This is a genomic window from Burkholderia sp. Ac-20384 (genome assembly GCF_017104605.1).
Taxonomy (GTDB): Bacteria; Pseudomonadota; Gammaproteobacteria; order Burkholderiales; family Burkholderiaceae; genus Burkholderia; species Burkholderia lata.
Genome location: NZ_JAAGPE010000057.1, coordinates 1 through 23,435, shown reverse-complemented (window position 1 = coordinate 23,435; position 23,435 = coordinate 1). Strand labels below are relative to the sequence as shown.

Here is a 23,435-nt window from a genome sequence, read left to right as displayed (position 1 = left end):
GGAAATCAGTTCCCTTCGAGGAACGACTTCAGCTTGTCGGAACGGCTCGGGTGACGCAGCTTGCGCAGCGCCTTGGCCTCGATCTGACGGATCCGCTCACGCGTGACGTCGAACTGCTTGCCGACTTCCTCGAGCGTGTGATCGGTGCTCATCTCGATACCGAAACGCATCCGCAGCACCTTCGCCTCGCGCGGCGTCAGCGAATCGAGCACGTCCTTCACGACGTCGCGCATGCTCGCATGCAGCGCGGCATCCGCCGGCGCGACCGTGTTGGTGTCCTCGATGAAGTCGCCGAGATGGGAATCGTCGTCGTCACCGATCGGCGTTTCCATCGAGATCGGCTCCTTCGCGATCTTCATGATCTTGCGGATCTTGTCTTCCGGCATCTCCATCTTCTCGGCGAGCGTTGCCGGATCCGGCTCGAGACCGGTTTCCTGCAGGATCTGCCGCGAGATGCGGTTCATCTTGTTGATCGTCTCGATCATGTGAACCGGAATACGGATCGTACGCGCCTGGTCCGCGATCGAGCGCGTGATGGCCTGACGGATCCACCACGTCGCATAGGTCGAGAACTTGTAGCCACGACGGTATTCGAACTTGTCCACCGCCTTCATCAGGCCGATGTTGCCTTCCTGGATCAGGTCGAGGAACTGCAGGCCGCGGTTCGTGTACTTCTTCGCGATCGAGATCACGAGACGCAGGTTGGCCTCGGTCATTTCGCGCTTCGCCTGGCGTGCCTTCAGTTCGCCGGCCGCCATCTGGCGGTTGGTTTCCTTCAGGTCCTTCAGCGGCAGCACGACGCGCGCCTGCAGGTCGAGCAGGCGCTGCTGCTGTTCGCGGATCGCCGGAACGTTACGCGACAGCACCGCGCTGTACGAATGGCCTTCGGCCATGATCTTTTCGGACCAGTCGAGATCGGTCTCGCTGCCCGGGAAGCGTGCGATGAATTCCGAGCGCGGCATGCCGCACTTGTCGACGACGATGTGCAGGATCTGACGCTCGACCTGACGCACTTCGTCCACCTGCGCACGCAGCGTGTCGCACAGGCGTTCGACGGTACGCGCGGTGAAGCGGATCGTCATCAGTTCGGTCTGGATCGTTTCCTGCGCCTTCAGGTAGGCCTTCGACTTGTAGCCTTCCTTTTCGAACGCGCGGCGCATCTTGTCGAACCACTCGCTGATCTGCGAGAACTTCTCGAGCGAGGCGCGCTTGAGGGCTTCGAGCTGGGCGGCGTTGGCCGATGCCTGCGCGGCACCGTCATCTTCCTCCTCTTCCTCTTCTTCCTCTTCCTCTTCGGCTTCCTCGTCCTCGTTCTCGATGGCTTCCGCTTCCTTCGCGGAGAAGCCGTCGGTATCCGCGGAGTCCGAAGCATTCGGATCGAGCAGGCCGTCGACGAGCTCGTCGACGCGGATCTCTTCGTTCGCGACGCGTTCGGCCATCGCGAGGATGTCGGCGATCGTCGTCGGGCACGCGGAGATGGCCATCACCATGTGGCGCAGGCCGTCCTCGATCCGCTTCGCGATCTCGATTTCGCCTTCGCGCGTGAGCAGCTCGACCGTGCCCATTTCACGCATGTACATCCGGACCGGATCGGTCGTGCGGCCGAATTCCGAATCGACGGTGGACAGTGCGACTTCGGCTTCCTCTTCGACTTCATCGTCCGACGACGCGGCGGGTGCGTTGTCGTTCAGCAGCAGCGTTTCCGCGTCCGGCGCCTGCTCGTAGACCGCCACGCCCATGTCGTTGAACGTACCGATGATGCCTTCAAGGGCTTCGGTCTCGGTGAAGTTGTCCGGCAGGTGGTCGTTGATTTCGGCGTACGTGAGGAAGCCGCGCTCCTTGCCGAGCTTGATCAGCGCGCGCAGTTTCACGCGGCGCTCTTCGAGCTCCTCGGCCGTACCCGGCGTGCTCGTCGCGAACGCTTCCTTCAGTAGCGCCTTTTCCTTGGCGCGACGATCGCGCACCTTGGATTTGCCCGGTGCAGCCGGTGCTGCTGCAGGCTGCTCGTCGCTCTGATTTGCGTCGTCTTCGACGGATACTTCGTTCAGCTTTTTGGTCATGGAGTTCGCCGTACCGGCTATATCGACTCGCGGCTGCTGGACGACAGCCGGTTGAACCGTGGGTGCATGAGTAGTACGTACTGCCGTTTCGTCCGCGGCGGCAGTCGTGTCCCTTGCGCTTTTCGCACTTGCCCGCTTCGCCGCCGGCTTGGCCGGCCCGGAGTCGGGTCTGGCGGCAGCCCGTGTTCTGGCTGCCGGAGCCGGCGCAGCCTGAGCAGTGCCGGCCACGGTTTTCTTTCCTGCAGGGGCTGACGTGGCTGAAGACGTTGTCCTGGTGGAAGAAGCAGACTTGGCCGCTGTGACCTTTTTGGTCGGCTCCGTCGAGCCCTTGCCTGCTGCTTTCTTTCCGCCTGTCGTCTTTGCCATCGCGATTCTCGCCTCTGCTTAGAAAACAAACCGCTGGAAACCTTATATTATAGCACGCTGGGGAACCCTCTCTAAGCTCCCCCGGCCGCCTACAGCCCGAGCCGACGCTTCATGTCGGTTCGCTGCTGGTTCAATTCCGTCAATTCGGCCAATTCCTCGGGTGTGAAGGTGGATTGCCGCGCCAGCCTGTCAAGCCGGTCGCAGCAGGCGTCGTAACGCATCTTGAGCACCGCCGCCTGCAGTTCCTCCCCCGCGATCCGTTCCTGTTCACGCTGCCGCTCGGGCACCGTCTCGTCTTCCGGATTCTGTAACAGCAAGTCGCGGACGTTTTCATCATAGTCCAGAATTTCGCGGAAGATTTCCTCGTAAGTCGCTCCATTCGAGGACGTCCGCAGGACATCCGACAGCAGCCGGAACTCCGCGCCGTCGCCCAGCGCGCGCGCATGATCGACGACTTCCGCGAACAGTTCGCCGATGCGCGGCAACGCGCGCAGGGTCGCCAGCTGTTCGTCGTCGAGCTGCGACGCGATGCGCGGATGCATCACCAGCGTGCGCAGCGCACGCTTTTCGCTGTCCGTCACGCGGCGGCGCTCGCTGCGCGGGGGCGCCTGGCGCGGCGGTGCCGCGATCCGCGTATCGACGTCGGACAGCCCCGCGACCTCTTCGAACGGAATATCGAGGCGGTCGGCGAACATGTGCATGATCTGCGCGCGCAACGCGTTCGCGGGCAGCGCCTGCAACAACGGCTTCGCGTCGAACAGCGCCTTCGCGCGGCCTTCCGGCTGATCGAGCGCCTTGCCGGAAATTGCTTCGTTCAGCAGAAATTGTGACAACGGCATCGCGCGCTCGACCTGCTGGGAGAACGCCTCCTCGCCGAACTCGCGCACATAGCTGTCCGGATCGTGCTCGGCCGGCAGAAAAAGGAACCGGATCGTGCGGTTGTCCCCTGCATGCGGCAGGCAGGCCTCGAGCGCGCGCCGGGCCGCACGCCGCCCGGCCGAATCGCCGTCGAAACTGAAAATGACGGTATCGGTCTGGCGCAACAACTTCTGCACGTGAATCGGCGTGCATGCGGTGCCGAGCGTCGCGACCGCGTTCGGGAACCCGAGCTGCGCGAGCGCGACGACGTCCATGTAGCCTTCGACGACCAGCACGTACTTGCGCTCGCGAATCGCGAGCCGGGCCTCGAACAGGCCGTACAGTTCGCTGCCCTTGTTGAACAGCGGGGTTTCAGGCGAATTCAAATACTTCGGCTCACCGCTGCCGAGCACGCGCCCGCCGAAGCCGATCACCTGCCCCTTCACGTTGCGGATCGGGAACATGATCCGCTCGCGGAACCGGTCGTAGCGGCGCGCTGCGCCCTGCGCATCGGTCTTCTCGCTGACGATCACGAGCCCCGACTCGACGAGCGACTCGTCGCGATAGTCCGGGAACGCGGCTTCGAGGTTCTGCCAGCCGTCCGGCGCATAGCCGAGCCCGAAGCGCGCGGCGATTTCGCCGGTCAAGCCACGGTTCTTCAGGTACTGGATCGCGACGGTTGCGCCCCGCAACTGCTTGCGGTAGTAGTCGCACGCTGCGGTCATCGCGTCGGACAACGCGGTCGCGACCGATTTCGACACCGGTGCCGGATAGTCGCCACCACCGCCGCCACCGCCGCCACGCATCGACGGCTCGTGCGGCACGGTCAGCCCGACGGATTGCGCGAGATCCTGCACCGCCTCCGGGAACGTAAGCCCCGCGTGTTCCATCAGGAAGCCGATCGCCGTGCCGTGAGCCCCGCAACCGAAGCAGTGATAGAACTGCTTGGTCGGGCTGACGGTAAACGACGGGCTCTTTTCGTTATGGAACGGGCACAGCCCCATGAAATTGGCGCCGCCCTTCTTGAGCTGCACGTACTTGCCCACCACGTCGACGATATCGACGCGGTTCAGCAAGTCCTGCAGGAACGAATGCGGAATCACCGTGGGATCGAGCGAAAAAAAGACAATACGACACCCCGGCGCACGCACTGCGCGCCGGGGAAACGGGTGTTACTTCGTGAGCGCGGCCTTGACCAGCGCGGAAATGGCCGTCATGTCGGCACGACCGGCGAGCTTGCCCTTCAGCACGCCCATCACCTTGCCCATGTCCTGCGGGCCGGCGGCGCCCGTTTGCGCGACCGCTGCCTGGACTTCGGCGGCCACTTCGGCCTCCGACAGCTGCTCGGGCATGTAGTCGCCCAGCACGACCAGTTCGGCCTGCTCCTTCGCGACGAGGTCGTCACGGCCGGCTGCCTGGAACTGGCTGATCGAATCCTTGCGCTGCTTGATCATCTTGTCGATCACGGCCGTGATGCCCGCGTCGTCGAGGGTGATCTGGTCGTCGACTTCGCGCTGCTTGATCGCGGCCATCAGCAGGCGAATCGTTGCCAGGCGCTCGCTTTCCTTCGCGCGCATCGCGGCCTTCATGTCTTCGCTGATCTGCTCTTTCAAACTCATCTTTCACCCGGGAAGGAAATGTGAATCCGACGCCCGCCAAAAGGGCGTCAACACAAAAACCCGCTTGGGACAGTGTCTCAAGCGGGTTGCTCGAATCCGGCATCGGCGGCTCGCCTGATCGGTCGCACGATCATGCTCGATCTTTCGCGATCACCCGATCGCACGGAGTCGCCGGTGCGCCGCTCAGCGAACCGCGCGGCGCCCAATCGTTCAGTACAGCTTCTTCGGCAGCGTCTGGCTGCGAATACGCTTGTAATGACGCTTCACTGCAGCAGCCTTCTTGCGCTTGCGCTCCGCGGTCGGCTTCTCGTAAAACTCTCGCGCACGAAGCTCGGTCAACAGACCATTCTTCTCGATCGTGCGCTTGAAGCGACGCATTGCAACTTCGAACGGCTCGTTCTCTTTAACGCGAATGATCGTCATGATCCGACACGAATAAAGGATTGCAGGGAAAGGCTACCGAGTATAGCAGAGCGATTGCCTAAAGGCACGGGGCCTGATCCCGCCAAAACGGCGCCGGCCCGGCCCCGTCAGGCACCGCGCGAATACTCCGCCGCGGCTTGTCCGGCCGCCGTGCCGGACGCCCACGCCCACTGGAAGTTGTAGCCGCCGAGCCAGCCCGTCACGTCCACTGCCTCGCCGACGAAGAACAGCCCTGGGACGCGCGCGCTCATCATCGTTGCCGACGACAGGTCGCGCGTATCGACCCCGCCCTTCGTCACTTCGGCCTTCTTGTAGCCCTCGGTGCCGTTCGGCGTCAGCGTCCAGCCCGACAGCGCGTCGCCGACCTGGCGCAGCGTCTTGTCGGGCAGGTCCGCGAGCCGCGCGTCGGCCGCGACGCGGTGGGTGTCGAGCCACGCATGCGCGAGGCGCGACGGCACCCAGTCCGCGAGCAGCGAACCGATCTGGCGCTTTGACGTGCGTTTCGCGTCGAGCAGGTCGGCCACCGTGTTGCGCTGCGGCAACAGATCGACGCGAATCGGGTCGCCAGGCTGCCAGTAACTCGAGATCTGCAGGATCCCGGGCCCGGACAGGCCGCGATGGGTCAGCAGCAGGTCCTCGACGAATTCGCCGCCGCGCTTCTTGTCGCCGGTCGATACGCGCACCTCGAGCGACACGCCGGACAATGCCGCGAACGGCTCCCAGTCCTGCTGCGCGAACGTCAACGGCACCAGCGCGGGCCGCGTATCGATGAGCTTGTGACCGAACTGCTTGGCGATCCGGTAGCCGAAGTCGGTTGCGCCGATCTTCGGGATCGACAGGCCGCCGGTCGCGATGATCAGTGCGCGCGCACTGATCGTCCCCGCCTGCTGCGTGTCGAGCGTGAAACCGTCGGCCGGCGCGTGGCGCACCGCGTCGACGACGACTGGCCGGCGCCACGCAATACCGCCCGCATCGCACTCGTGCTTCAGCACGTCGATGATCGCGTCGCTGCCGTGGTCGCAAAAGAGCTGGCCCTTGTGCTTTTCGTGCCAGGTCACGTGATGGCGCTTGAGCAGCCCGAGGAAGTCACGCGGCGTATAGCGCGCCAGTGCCGAGCGCGCGAAATGCGGATTCGACGACAGGTAGTTGTCGGGGCCGGCGTACAGGTTCGTGAAGTTGCAGCGGCCGCCGCCCGAGATGCGGATCTTCTCGGCGAGCCGCGGCGCGTGATCGATCAGCACGACGCGGCGGCCGAGCTGCCCGGCAACCGCGGCGCTCATCATCCCGGCGGCGCCCGCGCCGATCACGGCGATGTCATAAGTTTCCATGGCGCGGATTGTACCTGCCCGGCATCGGGCCCGGGCCGCGGCCAGCGGCAGCGGGCCCTCGCCTGCTATACTTTCCGGTTACGTTGACCTTCCTGCGGCGCGCCCGATATGGCGTGCCCTGCCCGTACCCATGCTCGTTCTCGGCATCGAAAGCTCCTGTGACGAAACCGGCCTCGCGCTCTACGACACGCAGCGCGGCCTGCTCGCGCACGCGCTCCACTCGCAGATCGCCATGCACCGCGAATACGGCGGCGTCGTGCCCGAGCTCGCGTCGCGCGACCACATCCGCCGCGCGCTGCCGCTGCTCGAAGAGGTGATGGCGCAAAGCGGCACGCGCCGCGACGACATCGATGCGATCGCATTCACGCAGGGCCCCGGCCTTGCCGGCGCACTGCTGGTCGGCGCGAGCATCGCGAATGCGCTCGCGCTCGCCTGGAACAAGCCGACCGTCGGCATCCATCACCTCGAAGGCCACCTGCTGTCGCCACTGCTCGTCGACGAGCCGCCGCCATTCCCGTTTGTCGCGCTGCTGGTGTCCGGCGGCCACACCCAGCTGATGCGCGTGACCGACGTCGGCGTGTATGAAACGCTCGGCGAAACGCTCGACGACGCGGCCGGCGAAGCGTTCGACAAGACGGCCAAGCTGATCGGCCTCGGCTACCCGGGCGGCCCGGAAGTGTCGAAGCTCGCCGAAACCGGCACGCCGGGTGCGGTCGTACTGCCGCGCCCGATGCTGCATTCGGGCGATCTCGACTTCAGCTTCAGCGGCTTGAAGACGGCCGTGCTCACGCAGATGAAGAAGTTCGAAGCGGCGAAGCTCGAAGGTGAAGCGCTCGAACGCGCGAAGGCCGATCTCGCGCGCGGCTTCGTCGACGCGGCTGTCGACGTGCTCGTCGCCAAGTCGCTCGCCGCGCTGAAGAAGACGAAGCTCAAGCGCCTCGTGGTCGCGGGCGGTGTCGGCGCGAACCGCCAGTTGCGCGCTGCGCTGTCGGCCGCCGCGGCCAAGCGCGGCTTCGATGTGCACTACCCCGATCTCGCACTCTGCACCGACAACGGCGCGATGATTGCGCTCGCAGGCGCATTGCGGCTCGGCCGCTGGCCCGAGCAGGCGAATGCCGACTACGCATTCACGGTGAAGCCGCGCTGGGATCTCGCATCGCTCGCGCGCTGAGCCATGCGATGCGACGCAACGTCGCACCGGCAAACAAAAAGGCCGCTCATTCGAGCGGCCTTTTTACATCGGCACGACAAAACGCCGCGGCGTTATGCAGCTTGCCGCTTGTCGCGTTCGATCAGCGCATACGCGCTGTGATTGTGGATCGACTCGAAGTTCTCGGCTTCGAGCACATACGCCGCCACACGCTCGTCGGCGTCGAGACGTTGCGCAACGTCACGCACGAGATCCTCGACGAACTTCGGGTTCTCGTACGCACGCTCGGTGACGAACTTCTCGTCCGGGCGCTTCAGCAGGCCCCACAGCTCGCACGACGCCTCTTCTTCCGCGATGCGGATCAGCGCCTCGACCGGCACGTCGGCCGCGAGCTCGGCGTCGATCGTCACGTGCGAGCGCTGGTTGTGCGCGCCGTACTGCGAGATCTTCTTCGAGCACGGGCACAGGCTCGTCACGGGCACGAGCACCTTCAGGAACAGGCGCGTGTCGCCGTTGCGGCTTTCGCCCGCGAGCGTCACTTCATAGTCGAGCAGGCTCTGCACGCCCGACACCGGCGCCGTCTTGTTCACGAAGTACGGGAACGTGACTTCGATGCGACCGGCTTCGGCCTCCAGCTTCTCGAGCATCGATGCGAGCATCGCGCGAAAACGCTCGACCGTCAGCGGCGCACGGTTCTCTTCGAGCAGCGCGACGAAACGCGACATGTGCGTGCCCTTCTGGTCGGCCGGCAGGCGGACATCGAGGTTCCAGACACCGACGGTCGGCTGCACGTCGCCGCTTTCGGTACACACCGTCAACGGATGCCGGACCGCCTTCACGCCCACGCGCTGAATCGGAATCTGGCGGGTATCCACCGTGCTCTGCACGTCGGGCATCACGAAGGCGGGATTCATCTGGTTCATCTTGTTCAATCCTTGTAAGCCGCGCGTTCGACGACGCGCACGCCGCGTCATGCGGCAGCCGGAAAAGCAACATGGGCCCGCAGGCCCATGTTTTCCGCATCAATGAAGACCGGTTGCGCCAGTCGCACCGGCACCGCCCGCAGGCGGCGCCAGCTTATGCGACGCGCTTCGCCTGACCGGCGACGTCAGCCGCCGGATTCAGAAAGCGTTCGCGAATCGATTTCGCGATACCCGCGCCGTCGAGGCCGCATTGCGACAGCAGCTTCGCGGGGTCGCCGTGATCGATGAACAGGTCAGGGAGGCCCAATTGTAGTACGGGTCGGATAACCCCACTCTCCATCAGGGCTTCCACGCAGGCCGAGCCCGCGCCACCCATCACGCAGCCTTCCTCGACCGTGACGAGGTAGTCGTGCGTCTCGGCGAGTTCACGCACGAGCGCCGCATCGACCGGCTTCACGAAGCGCATGTTCGCGATGGTTGCATCGAGTTCCTCGGCCGCGGCGAGCGACGGTGCGCCCATCGTGCCGAACGCGAGGATCGCAACGCGCTTGCCTTCCGGCTGCGACGTCTGGCGACGCACTTCACCCTTGCCGAGCGGGATCTCGGTGAATTCCTTCACCGTCGGCACGCCCGTGCCCGCGCCGCGCGGATAGCGCACGGCGGTCGGGTTCGGCTGCTGCAGCGCCGTGTGCAGCATCTGGCGACATTCGTTCTCGTCGGACGCCGCCATGATCGTCATGTTCGGGATGCAGCGCATGAACGCGAGATCGTACGCGCCCGCGTGCGTCGCACCGTCCGCGCCGACGAGGCCCGCGCGGTCGATCGCGAACACGACCGGCAGGTTCTGCAGCGCGACGTCGTGGATCAGCTGGTCGTAAGCACGCTGCAGGAACGTCGAGTAGATCGCGACGACCGGCTTGAGGCCTTCGGTTGCCATGCCGCCCGCGAACGTCACCGCGTGCTGCTCGGCGATGCCGACGTCGTAGTAGCGATCCTTGAAGCGCTTCTCGAACTCGACCATCCCCGAGCCTTCGCGCATCGCAGGCGTGATGCCGACGACACGCGTATCGCGCTCGGCTTCATCGCACAGCCACTCGCCGAACACCTGCGTGTACGTCTTCTTCGCAGGCGTGGTCGACGGCTTGATGCCTTCGGCCGGGTTGAACTTGCCGGGGCCGTGATAGAGCACGGGATCCGCTTCGGCGAGCTTGTAGCCCTGGCCTTTCTTCGTCACCACATGCAGGAACTGCGGACCGCGCAGTTCGCGGATGTTCTGCAGCGTCGGGATCAGCGAATCGAGATCGTGACCGTCGATCGGACCGATGTAGTTGAAGCCGAACTCTTCGAACAGCGTGGCCGGCACGACCATGCCCTTCGCATGCTCTTCGAGCTTGCGTGCGAGTTCGAGCACCGGCGGTGCAACGCTCAGCACGCGCTCGACGCCCGCGCGCGCAGCCGCATAGAAGCGGCCCGACATCAGGCGTGCGAGATGGCGATTCAGCGCGCCGACCGGCGGCGAGATCGACATGTCGTTGTCGTTCAGGATCACGAGCACTTTCGCGTCTTCCGACACGCCCGCGTTGTTCATCGCCTCGAACGCCATGCCGGCCGTCATCGCGCCGTCGCCGATCACGGCGATCGAGAAGCGGTCGTCGCCGTTCAGCTGACTGCCGATCGCCATGCCGAGCGCGGCCGAGATCGACGTGCTCGAGTGCGCGGTGCCGAACGTGTCGTATTCGGATTCGCTGCGACGCGGGAAGCCCGAGATGCCGTCCTGCTGGCGCAGCGAATGCATCTGGTCGCGGCGGCCCGTCAGGATCTTGTGCGGGTAGGTCTGGTGGCCCACGTCCCAGACGATCCGATCGTTCGGCGTGTTGAACACGTAGTGCAACGCGATCGTCAGCTCGACCGTCCCGAGGTTGGACGACAAATGGCCGCCCGTCTTCGACACACTGTCGAGCACGAACGCGCGCAGTTCATCCGCGAGCGGTTGAAGTTGGCGACGATCGAGGCGGCGCAAATCCGCCGGGTCGTCGATGGTTTTCAGCAAGTCGTACATCGTCGTTCCATTGTAGGAAATCAAACGCGCCCGCATTCTGTTGCACGCACCGTAGCATGTGCGCGGCGGCGGGCTTTCGCGTCAGCTGACCCGGTTCACTACCAGGTCGGCAAGTTCGGCGAGACGCTGTGCGCGTGCGCCGAACGGTTTCAGCGCGTCGTGCGCTTCGGTGCGCAGTTGCGCTGCGAGCTCGCGCGACGCCTCGAGGCCGAGGATCGATACATAGGTCGGCTTGTCATTCGCCGCATCCTTGCCGGCCGTCTTGCCGAGCGTCGCCGAATCGGTCGTGACGTCGAGAATGTCGTCGACGACCTGGAAGGCCAGACCCACGGCCCCCGCGTACACATCGAGCGCAGCCATCGTTTCCGCGGACGGCGTCTCGCCGGCCAGCGCGCCCATCCGCACGGCCGCGCGCAGCAGTGCGCCCGTCTTCATCCGGTGCATCGTCTCGAGCTGCTCGCGCGTCAGCTTGAGGCCGACGCTCGCCAGGTCGATCGCCTGCCCGCCGGCCATACCGATCGAGCCGCTTGCCAGCGCCAGCTCGCGCACGAGCGCGGCCTGCTGCACCGGCGACAGCGCAGCGGCATCGGTCAGCGCAACGAATGCCTGCGACTGCAGCGCGTCTCCGACCAGCAGTGCCGTCGGCTCGTCGTACTGCACGTGCACGGTCGGCTTGCCGCGACGCAGCGCGTCGTCGTCCATGCACGGCATGTCGTCGTGCACGAGCGAGTAGACGTGGATCATCTCCAGCGCCGCTGCCGCTGCATTTCGCGCTGCTTCCGTCGCACCGGTCAGTTCGCCTGCTGCATGGCACAGCAGCGGGCGAACGCGTTTGCCGCCGCCGAGGACTGCATAGCGCATCGCCTCGTGGAGTTTCTCCGGCACCGCGGTTTCAGCGGGCAAATAGTGGCCGAGTGCGTCCTCGACACGGTCAAGCACAGACCGCATCCATTGTTCGAATGTCATAGATCGTCGTCTTCGCCGTCCGTGGCGGCCGTTCCGGACGAAAGCGGCTTCAGCGTCGCGCCGTCGAGCACGCGAACCTGCTGCTCCACTTTCTCGAGCTGCTGTTGGCAAAACGCAACGAGGGTCGCACCGCGGCGATACGCCGTCAGTGAATCCTCGAGGCTCAACGCGCCGCCTTCCATCCGGGCAACCAGCGTCTCGAGTTCCGCGAGCGCCATCTCGTAATTGTCCGGCAACGGTTCGGTGCCATTGCCGGGCGGCGTGGCGCCTGGGGATGCGGTTTTCGCCATGGACGAGGGTGTCAAATTTCAAAACAAGTCGGACATTCTACGGCAAAAGAGAATTTTCCGACCTGCCGTCGTGGGCACCCGGCACATATTCCGGCCCCACCTTCGACACACATTGTGCGCCTCCCGATTGTCGCCCGACAAAAAATTGACACAAATCAGGCACTTAATCCTAGCCTTGCGAGGCGAACCGGGTATAATTCCCCGTTTCCCTAAATCGATTTTTCGATGGTTGGGTTGTTCACTGCTTTCACGCTAACACCGGGAGTGGGAATGTCCAATCTGAGCGACGCGCTTCAGTTGAAGTCGGCTCACAGCCAGCTTCCAGTCACTGCATACTTCGATGAGGCGCTGCTCCAGCGCGAGATCGAAACCCTCTTCAAGAAAGGACCTCGTTACGTCGGGCACGAGTTGATGGTGCCCGAGGCGGGGGATTATTTTGCGCTGCCGTCCGAGAAGGAAGGCCGCGTGCTGGTCCGCAACCAGGCGAACCAGATCGAACTGCTGTCGAACGTCTGCCGCCACCGGCAGGCGATCATGCTCAACGGGCGCGGCCACACGCAGAACATCGTGTGCCCGCTGCACCGCTGGACGTACGATCTGGAAGGCGAGTTGCTCGGCGCGCCGCACTTCCCCGACAAGCCGTGCCTGAACCTCGGCAAGAGCCCGCTGCAGAACTGGCAGGGGCTGCTGTTCGAGGCCGAAGGGCGGAATGTCGCGCGCGACCTCGCCAACCTCGGCACGAAGCATCACTTCGACTTCTCCGAGTACCACTTCGATCACGTCGAAGTGCACGAGTGCGACTACAACTGGAAGACGTTCATCGAGGTCTACCTCGAGGATTACCACGTCGTCCCGTTCCATCCGGGCCTCGGCAGCTTCGTGTCGTGCGACGACCTCAAGTGGGAGTTCGGCGACTGGTACAGCGTGCAGACGGTCGGCGTGCACAACGCCCTCGCGAAACCGGGCAGCGCGACTTACCAGAAATGGCACGAGCAGGTGCTGAAGTTCCGCAACGGCGTGCCGCCGGAGTTCGGCGCGATCTGGATGGTCTACTACCCGGGCCTGATGATCGAGTGGTATCCGCACGTGCTCGTCGTGTCGTGGCTGATTCCGCAAGGCCCGCAGAAGACGACCAACATCGTCGAGTTCTATTACCCCGAGGAAATCGCGCTGTTCGAACGCGAATTCGTCGAGGCGGAACGCGCCGCCTATATGGAAACGGCCGTCGAGGACGACGAGATCGCGATGCGAATGGATGCAGGCCGCCGTGCGCTGATGGCACGCGGCGAATCGCAGGTCGGCCCGTACCAGAGCCCGATGGAAGACGGCATGCAGCACTTCCACGAGTTCCTGCGCCGCCACCTCGGCGACATCTGACAGCCCGTGCGGCGCTTTGACGCTGCATGGCATCCGGCAGACGAAAAGACGGGCTTCGGCCCGTCTTTTTTTGTTTAGACTTGGAATGTCAGGCCATTCGCACTCCAGGGAGCCGTCATGCCACACACTCACTACACCACGCTCATCTCCGCCGCCAATCTCGCCGAGCGCCTGGCGGCGGCGCCCGGCAGCGTCGCGCTGTTCGACTGCCGCTTCGATCTCGTCGACCCCGCTGCCGGCGAAGCCGCATATACGGCCGGTCATATCCCCGGCGCCCAGTACCTCCACCTCGACCGCGACCTGTCGGGCCGCAAAACGGGCACCAACGGCCGCCACCCGCTGCCGACCCGCGACGCACTCGCCACGCTGCTCGCGAGCCGCGGCCTCAAGCAGGGCCAGCAGGTCGTCGCATACGACGCACAAGGCGGCGCGTATGCGGCGCGCCTGTGGTGGCTGCTACGCTGGCTGGGCCACGATTCGGTTGCCGTGCTCGACGGCGGCCTGCAAGCCTGGGAAGCAGCCGGCCAGCCGTTGGCAACCGACGTATCGCATCCGGCCGCCGGCGATTTCCGCGCGGCTGCGCCGCTCGAATCGACGGTCGACGCGGCAGCCGTGCTCGCGAATGTGAATGCACCCACGCGCGTCGTGATCGATGCGCGCGCACCCGATCGCTACCGTGGAGAAAACGAAACGATCGATCGTGTAGGCGGCCACATCCCCGGCGCGCGCAACCGCTTCTTCAAGGACAACCTGACCGCCGACGGCCGCTTCAAGACCGGTCATGAACTGCGCGAGGCGTTTTCCGCCGTGCTGGCGGGCACCGAACCGAATCGCGTGATCCTGCAATGCGGCTCGGGTGTCACCGCATGCCACAACGCGCTTGCACTGGAGGTTGCGGGCCTGCACGGCGCGTCGCTGTATCCGGGCTCGTGGAGCGAATGGAGCGCCGACCCGTCGCGGCCGATCGCAACCGGCCCGACACCGTAAGCGCCGTCACGGCGCAGACGCAACGAAGCGGCGGCATGTGCCGCCGCTTGCCGTTTACATCACGCCGTACTTGTGGAGCCACGCGATCGCGCGCGTCCAGCTCTCCTCCGCATCGGCCTTCACATAGCTCGGCCGGTAATCGGCGAAGAACGCGTGACCGGCGTCCGGATACACGACGATCTCCGATTCGCGCGCGAGCTTCGAATCGCTCGCCTGGATCGCCTTGCGCATGTCGGCGAGCGAAGCCTGCGTGATGTTCGCATCCTTCTCGCCATACAGCCCGAGCACCGGCACCTTCAGCATCGATGCATGATCGACCGGGTTGAACGGCGTCATCTCGTCGGTCTTGCCTTCGACGAACCCGTACCATGCGACGGCCGCACGCACGTGCGGGTTGTGCTCCGCGTACAGCCAGCTCTGACGGCCGCCCCAGCAGAACCCGACCACGCCGAGACGCGACAGGTCGCCGCCGTTCTTGCCGGCCCACGCGACGGTCGCGTCGAGATCCTCGGTCACCTGCCGGTCCGGCACCTTGCTGACGATATGCTCGACCAGATCCTTGATCGTCGGATACTTCGCCGCGTTGCCCTGCCGCGCGAACAGATCCGGCGCGATCGCGAGATACCCGAGCTTCGCAAAGCGGCGGCAGACATCGGCAATGTGCGCGTGCACGCCGAAGATCTCGTGGATCACGATGACGACCGGCAGGTTCGTCTTGTCCTTCGGTTGCGCGCGATACGCGGGCACGCTCGCGTCGCCCGAGCGGATCTCGACGGTGTCGACGTCCAGCCCTTCGCTGTCGGTCGTAACCGTCTGCGCCGACACGGGCAGCACGGCCGCCGCGAAGGCACCGCCCAGCGCGGCCTGCATGAACTTGCGGCGCGAGAACGGAACGTGGGGAACCAGGCTGTCGACTTCGGGTTTCAACATGAATGCACTCCTCGATTGGGCGCCGGCGTCACGATCACGGACACGGCATGACGGGGCATCGCGCCGGCGCGCGGCGCGGATGTTGCGGCGGTTGGCACCCCGCCGCAAACGGAAACCCGGACAAGATGCCTAATAATCCGTTGTCACGTCAACTGTCGGATATGTAAGACTCGATTACGACATGTTGATTCGACACGTCGATCGTCACGCAAAAACCCGCCGGCGGCCCGTCGAATCGCGATGCAACAAACCGCCTGTCGATCGCCATTGCGCGATCGGATGCTTGCGAATTGAAACGAAAAGCACGCGGTCGATATTGCCCGTCACGCGCAGGCACGGCAGCCCGGCTACCCGCAAAGAACAACGGGCGAAGACTGCGCACGATGTGCGCACTCCCCGCCCGCTTCCCGCGCGAACGCGCGCTCAGTGCAGCTTGACGCGCGGCAGCGTCGTGCGCCGCAGCCAGTGCGCGACCGTGTCGAGCATCATCCGCGGATAGCCGTGCAGCGCGGCGATGTGCATCCGGTACAGCGACATGTACATGAAGCGTGCGAACAGCCCTTCGATCAGCATGTTGCCGCCGATCAGCCCGCCCATCAGGTTGCCGACCGCGCTGAAATGGCCGAGCGACACGAGCGAGCCGAGGTCGCGATACGTGAATTCGGGCAGCGGGCGCCCGTCGAGCCGGCAGCCGATTGCCTTCAGCAGGAAGTTCGCCTGCTGGTGCGCAGCCTGCGCGCGCGGCGGCACGTTGCGCTCGTTGCCGGGCCATGCGCATGCCGCACAATCACCGAGCGCGAACACGTTGTCGTCGGTAAAGGTCTGCAGCGTGCGGCGCACGTCGAGCTGGCCGAGCTTGTTGACCTGGAGGCCATCGAGATTGGCGAGCACGGACGGCGCCTTGATGCCGGCTGCCCAGACCGTCAGGTCGGCACGCACCGTCTTGCCGCTCGCCGTATGGACGGCACCGGGCGCCACCTCGGTCACGCGCTCGGCGAGCATCAGCCGCACGCCGATCTTTTCGAGCAGTTCGGCCGTCGCCGACGACACGCGCTCCGGCAATGCCGGGAGGATCCGCGGCCCCGATTCGATCAGCACGATGCCGACGTCGTGCCGCGGGTCGAGCTTGTGCAGCCCGTAGGCCGACAACACCTGTGCGGTGTTGCGCAGTTCCGCGGACAGCTCGACGCCGGTCGCGCCACCGCCGACGATCGCGACCTGGATGCGCGGCTCGGCTGCTTCACCCGGCGCAGTCGGCGCCGGCGGCTGATGCTCGGCGCGCATGCACGCGGCGATCAGCCGCTTGCGGAAGCGCTCGGCCTCGCCAACGGTATCGAGCGCGATCGCGTTTTCCGCCGCGCCCTGCACGCCGAAGAAGTGAGTCGTGCTGCCGATCGCGATCACGAGCGTGTCATATTCCAGCTCGCGCGCCGGCAACAGCTCCTCGCCGTCGCTGTCGTTGATGGGCGACAGCGTGATGCGCTTCGCCGCGCGGTCGAGCCCGGTCAGCCCGCCTTGCTGGAATTCGAAGCCGTGCCAGCGCGCCTGCGCCGCATATTCGAGCTCCTGCGTGAACGGGTCCATGCTGCCGGCCGCGACTTCGTGCAGCAGCGGTTTCCAGATGTGGGTCGGATTGCGGTCGACGAGCGTGACAAGCGCACGCGCGGAACGATTGCCGCGCGCGCCGTAACGGTCGCCGAGCCGCGTCGCCAGTTCCAGGCCGCCCGCGCCTCCGCCTACGATGATGATCCGATGCATCTGTTCCCCCTTTGCGATTCGAAACTGCTGCCGCCGGACAGTGCGAACGCGATGCATTCGCGCGACCCGGTGGATTAACCGGTTCGGACATCATCGATGTGCAGTTCGAAGCACTTCGATGTTTCCAACCCCGGAACGCGGGGCGCGCATGCCCCCGTGTCAATGACATGCATTGTCCGGGAGCTTACGCGTTGACCACAAGCAAACCATCTCGATATTCAGCATCCCTGCAACAATATGCCGCAGGAATCGGGAACCGCGCGGCGGTGCGTCAGTGTGCCTCTTCCCAGTTCGCACCGGCACCCACTTCGGCGACCAGCGGCACCTTCAGCTTCGCCACGCCGCACATCATTTCCGGCAATTTCTCGCGCACCAGCGACAGTTCGCCGTCGGGTACCTCGAGCACCAGTTCATCGTGCACCTGCATGATCATCCGCGACGCCAGCTTGTCGCGCGTGAGCCAGTCGTCCACCGCGATCATCGACAGCTTGATCAGGTCGGCCGCCGTGCCCTGCATCGGCGCATTGATTGCCGCGCGCTCGGCCGCCTGGCGGCGCGGGCCGTTGCCGCCGTTGATCTCCGGCAGCCACAGACGGCGACCGAAAACGGTTTCGACGTAGCCCTTCTCCTTCGCCACCGAACGCGTGTCTTCCATGTACTGCGCGACGCCCGGATAGCGGGCGAAATAACGGTCGATATAGAGCTTCGCCGCATCGCGCGTGATGCCGAGGTTCGACGCGAGCCCGAACGCGCTCATCCCGTAGATGAGCCCGAAGTTGATCACCTTCGCAATCCGGCGCTGGTCGGAATTGACCTCCAGCGGCGTCACGCCGAACACCTCGGCGGCCGTCGCGCGGTGGATGTCCTCGCCCTGCGAGAACGCACGCAGCAGCGACGCGTCGCCCGAGATGTGCGCCATGATCCGCAGTTCGATCTGCGAATAATCGGCCGACACGATACGGTGGCCCGGCGAGGCGATGAACGCTTCGCGGATCCGCCGGCCCTCGGCCGTGCGCACCGGAATGTTCTGAAGATTCGGATCGTTCGACGCAAGGCGGCCCGTGACGGCGACGGCCTGCGCGTAGTTCGTGTGCACGCGGCCCGTGGAAGGGTTCACCATGCGCGGCAGCTTGTCGGTATAGGTCGACTTCAGCTTCGACAGCCCGCGATGCTCGAGCAGCAGCTTCGGCAGCGGGTAGTCCTCGGCCAGCTTCTGCAGCACTTCTTCGTCGGTCGACGGCGCGCCGCTCGGCGTCTTTTTCACGACCGGCAATTGCAGCTTTTCGAAAAAGATCTGCCCGATCTGCTTCGGCGAGCCGAGATTGAATTCGCCGCCCGCCAGTTCGTACGCCTGCGCTTCGAGCTCGATCAGGCGCGTCGCGATTTCGGTGCTCTGTGCCTGCAGGCGAACGTCGTCGATCAGCACGCCCGTGCGCTCCATCTTGCGCAGCACGAGCGACACGGGCATCTCGATCTCGCGGTACACGTGCAAGAGGCCCGGTTCGCGCGCAACCTGCGGATACAGCGCGTGATGCAGTTGCAGCGTGATGTCCGCATCTTCGGCCGCGTATTCGGCGGCCTGCGTGAGCGCGACTTCGTCGAAACCGATCTGCTTCGCGCCCTTGCCGGCCACGTCCTCATACTTGATCGTCTTGACGCCCAGATGACGCAACGCAAGGCTGTCCATGTCGTGCGTGCGATGCGACTCGACCACGTACGATTCGAGCAGCGTGTCGTGCTCGATGCCGTTCAGTGCGATGTCGTAGTTTGCGAGCACCTGCGCGTCGTACTTCAGGTGCTGGCCGACCTTCTTGCGATCGGCCGATTCGAGCCACGGCTTCAGGCGCGCGAGCACTTCGTCGAGCGGAAGCTGCTCGGGCATGTCGGGGCCGCGGTGCGCAACCGGCAGGTACGCCGCCTTGCCCGGCTCGACCGAGAACGACAGGCCGACCAGCCGCGCGAGCATCGGGTCGAGCGAGGTCGTCTCGGTGTCGAATGCGGTGAGCTCGGCCGCGTCGATCTTCGCGAACCACGCGTCGAATTGCTCCCAGGTCTGAATCGTGTCGTACTCGCGCACGATGTCGGCCGCCACCACCGGCGCCGGCTCGCCTTCCGGCGCATCCGCGCCGCCGCCTTCCGCCGGCGCGCTGTCGACTTCGCGCAACCAGGTCTTGAAGCCGTAGCGCGCGAAGATGTCGCGCATCAGGTCACGCGCTTCGCCGTCGCTCTTCAACGACGCTTCGATCGATTCGAGATGCGGCGTGAGATCGCAAGCCGTTTCGACGGTCACGAGCGTGCGGCCGAGCGGCAGGAAGTCGAGCGCGCGGCGCAGGTTGTCGCCGACCACGCCCTTGATGTCGCCCGCATGCTCGATCACGCCGTCGAGGCTGTCGTACTGCGCCAGCCATTTAACGGCCGTCTTCGGCCCGCACTTCTCGACGCCCGGCACGTTGTCGACGGTGTCGCCGATCAGTGCGAGGTAGTCGATGATGCGCTCGGGCGGAACGCCGAACTTCGCGATCACGCCGTCGCGATCGAGCGTCTCGTTGGTCATCGTGTTGACGAGCGTGACGTGATCGGTGACGAGCTGCGCGAGATCCTTGTCGCCGGTCGACACGACTACGTTCATCCCGTGCCGCTCGGCTTCGCGCGCGAGCGTGCCGATCACATCGTCGGCCTCGACGCCTTCGACCATCAGCAGCGGCCAGCCGAGTGCGCGCACCGCGCCATGGATCGGTTCGACCTGCAACGCAAGATCGGGCGGCATCGACGGACGGTTTGCCTTATAGTCGGCATAAAGGTCGTCGCGGAACGTCTTGCCCTTTGCATCGAACACGCAAGCGCTATACTCTGCACTGACTTCCTTGCGCATACGGCGCAGCATGTTGATGATTCCGTAGAGCGCTCCGGTCGGCTCCCCGCCAGGGCCACGCAAATCAGGCATCGCATGGTAAGCCCGATACAGATAGCTCGAACCGTCAACCAATAGCAGGGTCTTACCTTCCAGATTTCGTTCTTCAGGCATTATGAACAAGAGAAAAGTGATTCCGAGTCTGCGTTCACTCGCAGATCAAGAACGCGCGACGGCCAAGAAGGCGCGCGCATCGTGGCAGATGTTCACGATTATGGCAGAGTTTATCGAGGCGACCGAGTACCTGTCGGAGATCCGCCCGGCTGTCAGCATCTACGGTTCTGCCCGCCTCAAACCCGATACGCCGCACTACAAGCTCGCCGCGCAGATCGCGCGCAAGCTGTCCGACGCCGGCTTCGCCGTGATCTCCGGCGGCGGCCCCGGCATCATGGAAGCCGCGAACAAGGGTGCGCACGCCGGTAAAGCGCCGTCGGTCGGCCTGAACATCGAGCTGCCGCACGAACAGGCCGGCAACCACTACCAGGACATCTCGCTGCGCTTCCGCCACTTCTTCACGCGCAAGGTCACGTTCGTGAAGAATTCGGATGCGGTGATCGTGATGCCGGGCGGCTTCGGCACGCTCGACGAGTTGTCGGAAGTGCTCACGCTGATCCAGACGAAGAAGTCGCGCCTCGTGCCGATCATCCTCGTCGGCAGCGAGTTCTGGAAGGGGCTGCTGCAATGGTTCCGCGACCAGCTCATTCCGATGGGCCTGATCAATCCGGAAGACATGAACCTGATGCAGGTGATCGACGATCCCGACCAGGTGCTCGACGCGGTGCTCGCGTTCTACGAGGACAGCGGCGAGGAAGAAGGTTCGGACGATGAAGGCCATCCGCCGCGCCCGGACGAAGACCGGATGTTCTATCTGTAATCCATCCGTGACGACTGCCGGCCCGACGGCCGGCGTACCGCTTCCCGCGCGGCAGGCATGGCGACCCCGCCACCTGCCGCGTGTCACTTTGTAACGCGCGATTAATCGCGCTTCGCGACCGTGCGCCGCGGAATGTCAAATCCGCACCGCCGGTGCAGTGCGACGCGCGCGCAATCGTCCGTACACGCGGGCCGCCATTGTCAAATGACGCGGCCCGACGCCCGCACCCCGCGCCTGCCGGCCGCCAATCCGCCGTAACAAACCCGCCTCGCGTTTTCCGTCGCGCGCCAGCACACTGCATGTGTCGGTGCGGCGTTTCCCCCCGGTGGAACGATCCCCCCTCGCTTCCATCGTGTCGCGCCGACCTTCTACAACAACACCACGGAAAAGAACATGCAACGCTCGCTGATCGCCCTTGCCTTCGCCGGCCTCGGCCTTTCGCTGTCCGGCCTCGCCCACGCCGTCAACGTCGACGTCAACATCGGCACGCCCGCGCCGGTCGTCGTCGCGCCCGCGCCCGTCATGGTCGCTCCGGCGCCCGCGGTGATCGTCGGCTGGCATGGCGATCGTTACTACGACGGCCACCGCTACTGGGAACGCCGCGAGTGGGAAGATCACCAGCGCCATCGCGGCCACGACGATCGCGGCTATCACTGCCCGCCGGGACATGCGAAGAAGGGCGAGTGCTGAGCGAATCTGCGCAGCCGCTCGACCTGCACAAGGCCGCCCGTGCGCTTCGGCGCCGGGCGGCCTTTTGATTTTCAACCGCTGACGGACGAGCGCGAAGCGATGATGCGCAGCCGCCCGAGGGCGCGCCCGTGATCAGGCACATGTCATGCCGACGCTTCCGCAAACGAAAGCGGTGCAAGATCCGGATGCCCGCCAAGCCGGTCGGCGAGGAAATCCATCAGCAAACGGCTCCTGCGCGGCAGGTGCATGCGCTGCGGCATGCATAGATGGAGGCCGTAACGGCACGTCACGTGGCGGGTCAGCAGCGGCACGAGACGCCCCTCGCGAATGTGCGCATGAACCGAATAGCCGAAGAACTGGCCGATCGCGGCGCCGCTCAGCACCGTGTCGAGTTCCGCATCGATGTCGTTGGTCGCGATGAACGGGACGATCTGTCGAGTGTCGACGCGACCATCAACCAGGAATTCCCACGGAAACGGCTTGCCCGTGCGCGGATACAGGAACGCGGTGCAACGATGATCGCGCAGCGCGTCGATCGTCTGCGGCTCGCCATGGCGACGCAGGTACGCAGGCGCCGCGCAGACGATCAATTGCAGATCGGCGACGCGCCGTGCAACGAGCCCGCTGTCCGGCAGATTGCCGGTCCGCACGGCGATGTCGATCCGCTGTTCGACGATGTCGGCCATGTCGTCGCTGACGATCAGTTCGGCCGTGACGCCCGGCTGCCGGTCGCAGAATTCGCCGAGCAGCGGCGCGAGAAAGCGCCGGGCCAGCGAATACGGCGCCGCAACACGGATCGTGCCGGCCGCGGGCGCCTGATCGTCGTCGAGCATGCGCAGCGCGCTCTCCAGCTCCCCGACAGCGCCGCGGCACTGTGCCAGCAGACGTTCACCCTCGAGCGTCAGCACGATCCCGCGCGTCGAGCGCTGGAGAAGCCGCACGTTCAATAGCGCCTCCAGCGCTGCGACCTGCTTGCTGGCCGCTTGCGGCGTCATGCCCAACTCGCGGGCGCCCGCGCTGATGCCGCCCGCGGCCGCGATACGGACGAACACCGTCAGCGCCTTCAATCGATCCATTCGCAGCTCCCGTCAAGCCCGAAACGCCCGGGCGATCGTCCACGGCATCGCAACGCCTGTCCGACCGGTTGAATCGGTTTCAACCGGTCAGGTGCTATTCGCTCGGCACGCTGCTTCGCACAATGGCGCTGTCTTCGATACCCGGGGCCAAACGGCCCGCCGCCATGCACACACTTTCATTTTCAGTCGTTTCGCGAACCGTCGTCGCGGCCGCATTGATTGTCGCTGGTTCGCCACGGGCAACCGCACAGGACACGGACGCAGGTAGCCGTGCGACCGAGACGGTACTGCTGCGAACCACGCATGCGTGGGACGGCTCGCGATATCGCTCCTACCCGCCAGAACAACCGGAGATCACGGTCGTACGCTACACGATTCCGCCTCACGCGGTATTGCCGTGGCATACGCATCCGTCGATCAACGTCGGCTACGTGCTGTCGGGCCACCTGACCGCCGTGCGCCGCAGCGACGGCAAGCGGCTGGCGCTCGGCCCGGGCGACGTGGTGCCGGAAATGGTCGACGGCGCCCATCGCGGGGAAACCGGCGACGAGCGAGCCGAACTGATCGTGTTCTACGCCGGCTCACCCGGCACGCCCCTGACGGTGCCCGACCACCGGGACTAAGCACCTCGACCATGCGCCGGCCCGCCGGCCAGCTCTCTTCCTCTTACATGGAGCCACGCTCGTCATGCCTGATTCACGCAGCTCGTCATCCTCTCCCGCCGCGACGCGGCCCCGGCTCGACGGACGCGTCGCGCTCGTCACCGGCGGCGGCACCGGCATTGGCCGGG

Annotated in this window: 20 protein-coding genes; 7 read left to right on the top strand and 13 right to left on the bottom strand. The window is 65.2% G+C overall.

Annotation, left to right across the window (positions count from 1 at the left end; all coding sequences use genetic code 11):
• Window positions 1-5: 5 nt before the first annotated feature.
• Entirely contained in the window at window positions 6-2,060 is a 2,055-nt protein-coding gene (gene rpoD, locus G3O00_RS13780) for an RNA polymerase sigma factor RpoD (RefSeq protein ID WP_346778972.1), read from the bottom strand.
• Between the two features lie 253 nt (window positions 2,061-2,313).
• Here rpoD and G3O00_RS44125 point away from each other — a divergent pair, with 253 nt between their 5' ends.
• A complete protein-coding gene (locus G3O00_RS44125) occupies window positions 2,314-2,448 on the top strand; it encodes a hypothetical protein (RefSeq protein WP_307873380.1) in 135 nt (44 codons plus the stop codon).
• A 67-nt stretch (window positions 2,449-2,515) separates the two neighbouring features.
• On the opposite strand, the gene dnaG is transcribed toward G3O00_RS44125, so the two are convergent.
• The 4 genes from dnaG to G3O00_RS13760 all read right to left on the bottom strand — a co-directional run bounded on the left by dnaG (window position 2,516) and on the right by G3O00_RS13760 (window position 6,663).
• On the bottom strand, window positions 2,516-4,387 hold the full coding sequence (gene dnaG, locus G3O00_RS13775) for a DNA primase (RefSeq protein ID WP_206143274.1): 1,872 nt from the start codon (window positions 4,385-4,387) through the stop codon (window positions 2,516-2,518).
• Between the two features lie 69 nt (window positions 4,388-4,456).
• Window positions 4,457-4,903: a GatB/YqeY domain-containing protein gene (locus G3O00_RS13770; RefSeq protein WP_206143273.1), complete on the bottom strand. Its 447-nt coding sequence runs from the start codon at window positions 4,901-4,903 to the stop codon at window positions 4,457-4,459.
• Between the two features lie 210 nt (window positions 4,904-5,113).
• Window positions 5,114-5,326 (bottom strand): 30S ribosomal protein S21, encoded by a 213-nt coding sequence (gene rpsU / locus G3O00_RS13765; RefSeq protein ID WP_006479415.1) that lies wholly within the window; start codon window positions 5,324-5,326, stop codon window positions 5,114-5,116.
• 107 nt (window positions 5,327-5,433) lie between these two features.
• Complete coding sequence (locus G3O00_RS13760; protein WP_346778973.1) at window positions 5,434-6,663, bottom strand: NAD(P)/FAD-dependent oxidoreductase; 1,230 nt, start codon at window positions 6,661-6,663, stop codon at window positions 5,434-5,436.
• Between the two features lie 121 nt (window positions 6,664-6,784).
• On the opposite strand from G3O00_RS13760, the gene tsaD reads away from it, so the two are divergent.
• Window positions 6,785-7,825, top strand: a complete 1,041-nt coding sequence (gene tsaD / locus G3O00_RS13755) for a tRNA (adenosine(37)-N6)-threonylcarbamoyltransferase complex transferase subunit TsaD (RefSeq protein WP_039358123.1) — start codon at window positions 6,785-6,787, stop codon at window positions 7,823-7,825.
• Window positions 7,826-7,917: 92 nt separating this feature from the next.
• Here tsaD and folE2 read toward each other — a convergent pair whose 3' ends face one another.
• The 4 genes from folE2 to G3O00_RS13735 all read right to left on the bottom strand — a co-directional run bounded on the left by folE2 (window position 7,918) and on the right by G3O00_RS13735 (window position 12,042).
• On the bottom strand, window positions 7,918-8,727 hold the full coding sequence (gene folE2 / locus G3O00_RS13750; protein ID WP_206143271.1) for a GTP cyclohydrolase FolE2: 810 nt from the start codon (window positions 8,725-8,727) through the stop codon (window positions 7,918-7,920).
• A 154-nt stretch (window positions 8,728-8,881) separates the two neighbouring features.
• The gene (gene dxs, locus G3O00_RS13745) at window positions 8,882-10,786 is read right to left on the bottom strand and encodes a 1-deoxy-D-xylulose-5-phosphate synthase (RefSeq protein WP_206143270.1); all 1,905 of its coding nucleotides are present in this window, start codon (window positions 10,784-10,786) and stop codon (window positions 8,882-8,884) included.
• An 81-nt stretch (window positions 10,787-10,867) separates the two neighbouring features.
• Window positions 10,868-11,752 (bottom strand): polyprenyl synthetase family protein, encoded by an 885-nt coding sequence (locus tag G3O00_RS13740; protein WP_011355805.1) that lies wholly within the window; start codon window positions 11,750-11,752, stop codon window positions 10,868-10,870.
• Window positions 11,749-12,042: an exodeoxyribonuclease VII small subunit gene (locus tag G3O00_RS13735; protein ID WP_011355806.1), complete on the bottom strand. Its 294-nt coding sequence runs from the start codon at window positions 12,040-12,042 to the stop codon at window positions 11,749-11,751. The genes G3O00_RS13740 and G3O00_RS13735 overlap by 4 nt, the downstream gene beginning before the upstream one ends.
• 270 nt (window positions 12,043-12,312) lie before the next feature.
• Between G3O00_RS13735 and G3O00_RS13730 the strand changes: the two genes are divergently transcribed.
• Window positions 12,313-13,419 (top strand): aromatic ring-hydroxylating dioxygenase subunit alpha, encoded by a 1,107-nt coding sequence (locus G3O00_RS13730; RefSeq protein WP_011355807.1) that lies wholly within the window; start codon window positions 12,313-12,315, stop codon window positions 13,417-13,419.
• A gap of 117 nt (window positions 13,420-13,536) precedes the next feature.
• Window positions 13,537-14,406 carry a sulfurtransferase gene (locus tag G3O00_RS13725; protein ID WP_206143269.1) on the top strand — a complete coding sequence of 290 codons (870 nt, stop codon included), beginning with the start codon at window positions 13,537-13,539 and terminating at the stop codon, window positions 14,404-14,406.
• Window positions 14,407-14,460: 54 nt separating this feature from the next.
• Here G3O00_RS13725 and G3O00_RS13720 read toward each other — a convergent pair whose 3' ends face one another.
• From G3O00_RS13720 to polA, 3 genes are all read right to left on the bottom strand, one after another.
• Complete coding sequence (locus tag G3O00_RS13720) at window positions 14,461-15,336, bottom strand: dienelactone hydrolase family protein (RefSeq protein WP_174949171.1); 876 nt, start codon at window positions 15,334-15,336, stop codon at window positions 14,461-14,463.
• 423 nt (window positions 15,337-15,759) lie between these two features.
• Complete coding sequence (locus G3O00_RS13715) at window positions 15,760-17,094, bottom strand: NAD(P)/FAD-dependent oxidoreductase (RefSeq protein ID WP_041493352.1); 1,335 nt, start codon at window positions 17,092-17,094, stop codon at window positions 15,760-15,762.
• A 271-nt stretch (window positions 17,095-17,365) separates the two neighbouring features.
• Window positions 17,366-20,119: a DNA polymerase I gene (gene polA, locus G3O00_RS13710; protein ID WP_206143268.1), complete on the bottom strand. Its 2,754-nt coding sequence runs from the start codon at window positions 20,117-20,119 to the stop codon at window positions 17,366-17,368.
• A 1-nt stretch (window position 20,120) separates the two neighbouring features.
• Here polA and G3O00_RS13705 point away from each other — a divergent pair, with 1 nt between their 5' ends.
• On the top strand, window positions 20,121-20,879 hold the full coding sequence (locus G3O00_RS13705; protein WP_174930587.1) for a TIGR00730 family Rossman fold protein: 759 nt from the start codon (window positions 20,121-20,123) through the stop codon (window positions 20,877-20,879).
• 393 nt (window positions 20,880-21,272) lie between these two features.
• Window positions 21,273-21,569, top strand: coding sequence for a hypothetical protein (locus tag G3O00_RS13700; protein WP_011355813.1), 297 nt, complete (start codon window positions 21,273-21,275; stop codon window positions 21,567-21,569).
• Between the two features lie 143 nt (window positions 21,570-21,712).
• Here the strand turns inward: G3O00_RS13700 and G3O00_RS13695 are convergent, their stop codons facing one another.
• Window positions 21,713-22,645, bottom strand: coding sequence for a LysR family transcriptional regulator (locus tag G3O00_RS13695; protein WP_206143267.1), 933 nt, complete (start codon window positions 22,643-22,645; stop codon window positions 21,713-21,715).
• 215 nt (window positions 22,646-22,860) lie between these two features.
• Between G3O00_RS13695 and G3O00_RS13690 the strand changes: the two genes are divergently transcribed.
• A complete protein-coding gene (locus G3O00_RS13690; protein WP_241025127.1) occupies window positions 22,861-23,268 on the top strand; it encodes a cupin domain-containing protein in 408 nt (135 codons plus the stop codon).
• The last annotated feature ends 167 nt before the right edge of the window (window positions 23,269-23,435 follow it).

What these genes read in the sequence shown, in the direction of transcription:
- rpoD (WP_346778972.1), bottom strand. Translation starts at nt 2,060, where the DNA reads ATGACCAAAAAGCTGAACGAAGTATCCGTCGAAGACGACGCAAATCAG.
- G3O00_RS13770 (WP_206143273.1), bottom strand. Translation starts at nt 4,903, where the DNA reads ATGAGTTTGAAAGAGCAGATCAGCGAAGACATGAAGGCCGCGATGCGC.
- rpsU (WP_006479415.1), bottom strand. Translation starts at nt 5,326, where the DNA reads ATGACGATCATTCGCGTTAAAGAGAACGAGCCGTTCGAAGTTGCAATG.
- tsaD (WP_039358123.1), top strand. Translation starts at nt 6,785, where the DNA reads ATGCTCGTTCTCGGCATCGAAAGCTCCTGTGACGAAACCGGCCTCGCG.
- folE2 (WP_206143271.1), bottom strand. Translation starts at nt 8,727, where the DNA reads ATGAACCAGATGAATCCCGCCTTCGTGATGCCCGACGTGCAGAGCACG.
- dxs (WP_206143270.1), bottom strand. Translation starts at nt 10,786, where the DNA reads ATGTACGACTTGCTGAAAACCATCGACGACCCGGCGGATTTGCGCCGC.
- G3O00_RS13740 (WP_011355805.1), bottom strand. Translation starts at nt 11,752, where the DNA reads ATGACATTCGAACAATGGATGCGGTCTGTGCTTGACCGTGTCGAGGAC.
- G3O00_RS13735 (WP_011355806.1), bottom strand. Translation starts at nt 12,042, where the DNA reads ATGGCGAAAACCGCATCCCCAGGCGCCACGCCGCCCGGCAATGGCACC.
- G3O00_RS13730 (WP_011355807.1), top strand. Translation starts at nt 12,313, where the DNA reads ATGTCCAATCTGAGCGACGCGCTTCAGTTGAAGTCGGCTCACAGCCAG.
- G3O00_RS13725 (WP_206143269.1), top strand. Translation starts at nt 13,537, where the DNA reads ATGCCACACACTCACTACACCACGCTCATCTCCGCCGCCAATCTCGCC.
- G3O00_RS13720 (WP_174949171.1), bottom strand. Translation starts at nt 15,336, where the DNA reads ATGTTGAAACCCGAAGTCGACAGCCTGGTTCCCCACGTTCCGTTCTCG.
- G3O00_RS13715 (WP_041493352.1), bottom strand. Translation starts at nt 17,094, where the DNA reads ATGCATCGGATCATCATCGTAGGCGGAGGCGCGGGCGGCCTGGAACTG.
- polA (WP_206143268.1), bottom strand. Translation starts at nt 20,119, where the DNA reads ATGCCTGAAGAACGAAATCTGGAAGGTAAGACCCTGCTATTGGTTGAC.
- G3O00_RS13705 (WP_174930587.1), top strand. Translation starts at nt 20,121, where the DNA reads ATGAACAAGAGAAAAGTGATTCCGAGTCTGCGTTCACTCGCAGATCAA.
- G3O00_RS13700 (WP_011355813.1), top strand. Translation starts at nt 21,273, where the DNA reads ATGCAACGCTCGCTGATCGCCCTTGCCTTCGCCGGCCTCGGCCTTTCG.
- G3O00_RS13695 (WP_206143267.1), bottom strand. Translation starts at nt 22,645, where the DNA reads ATGGATCGATTGAAGGCGCTGACGGTGTTCGTCCGTATCGCGGCCGCG.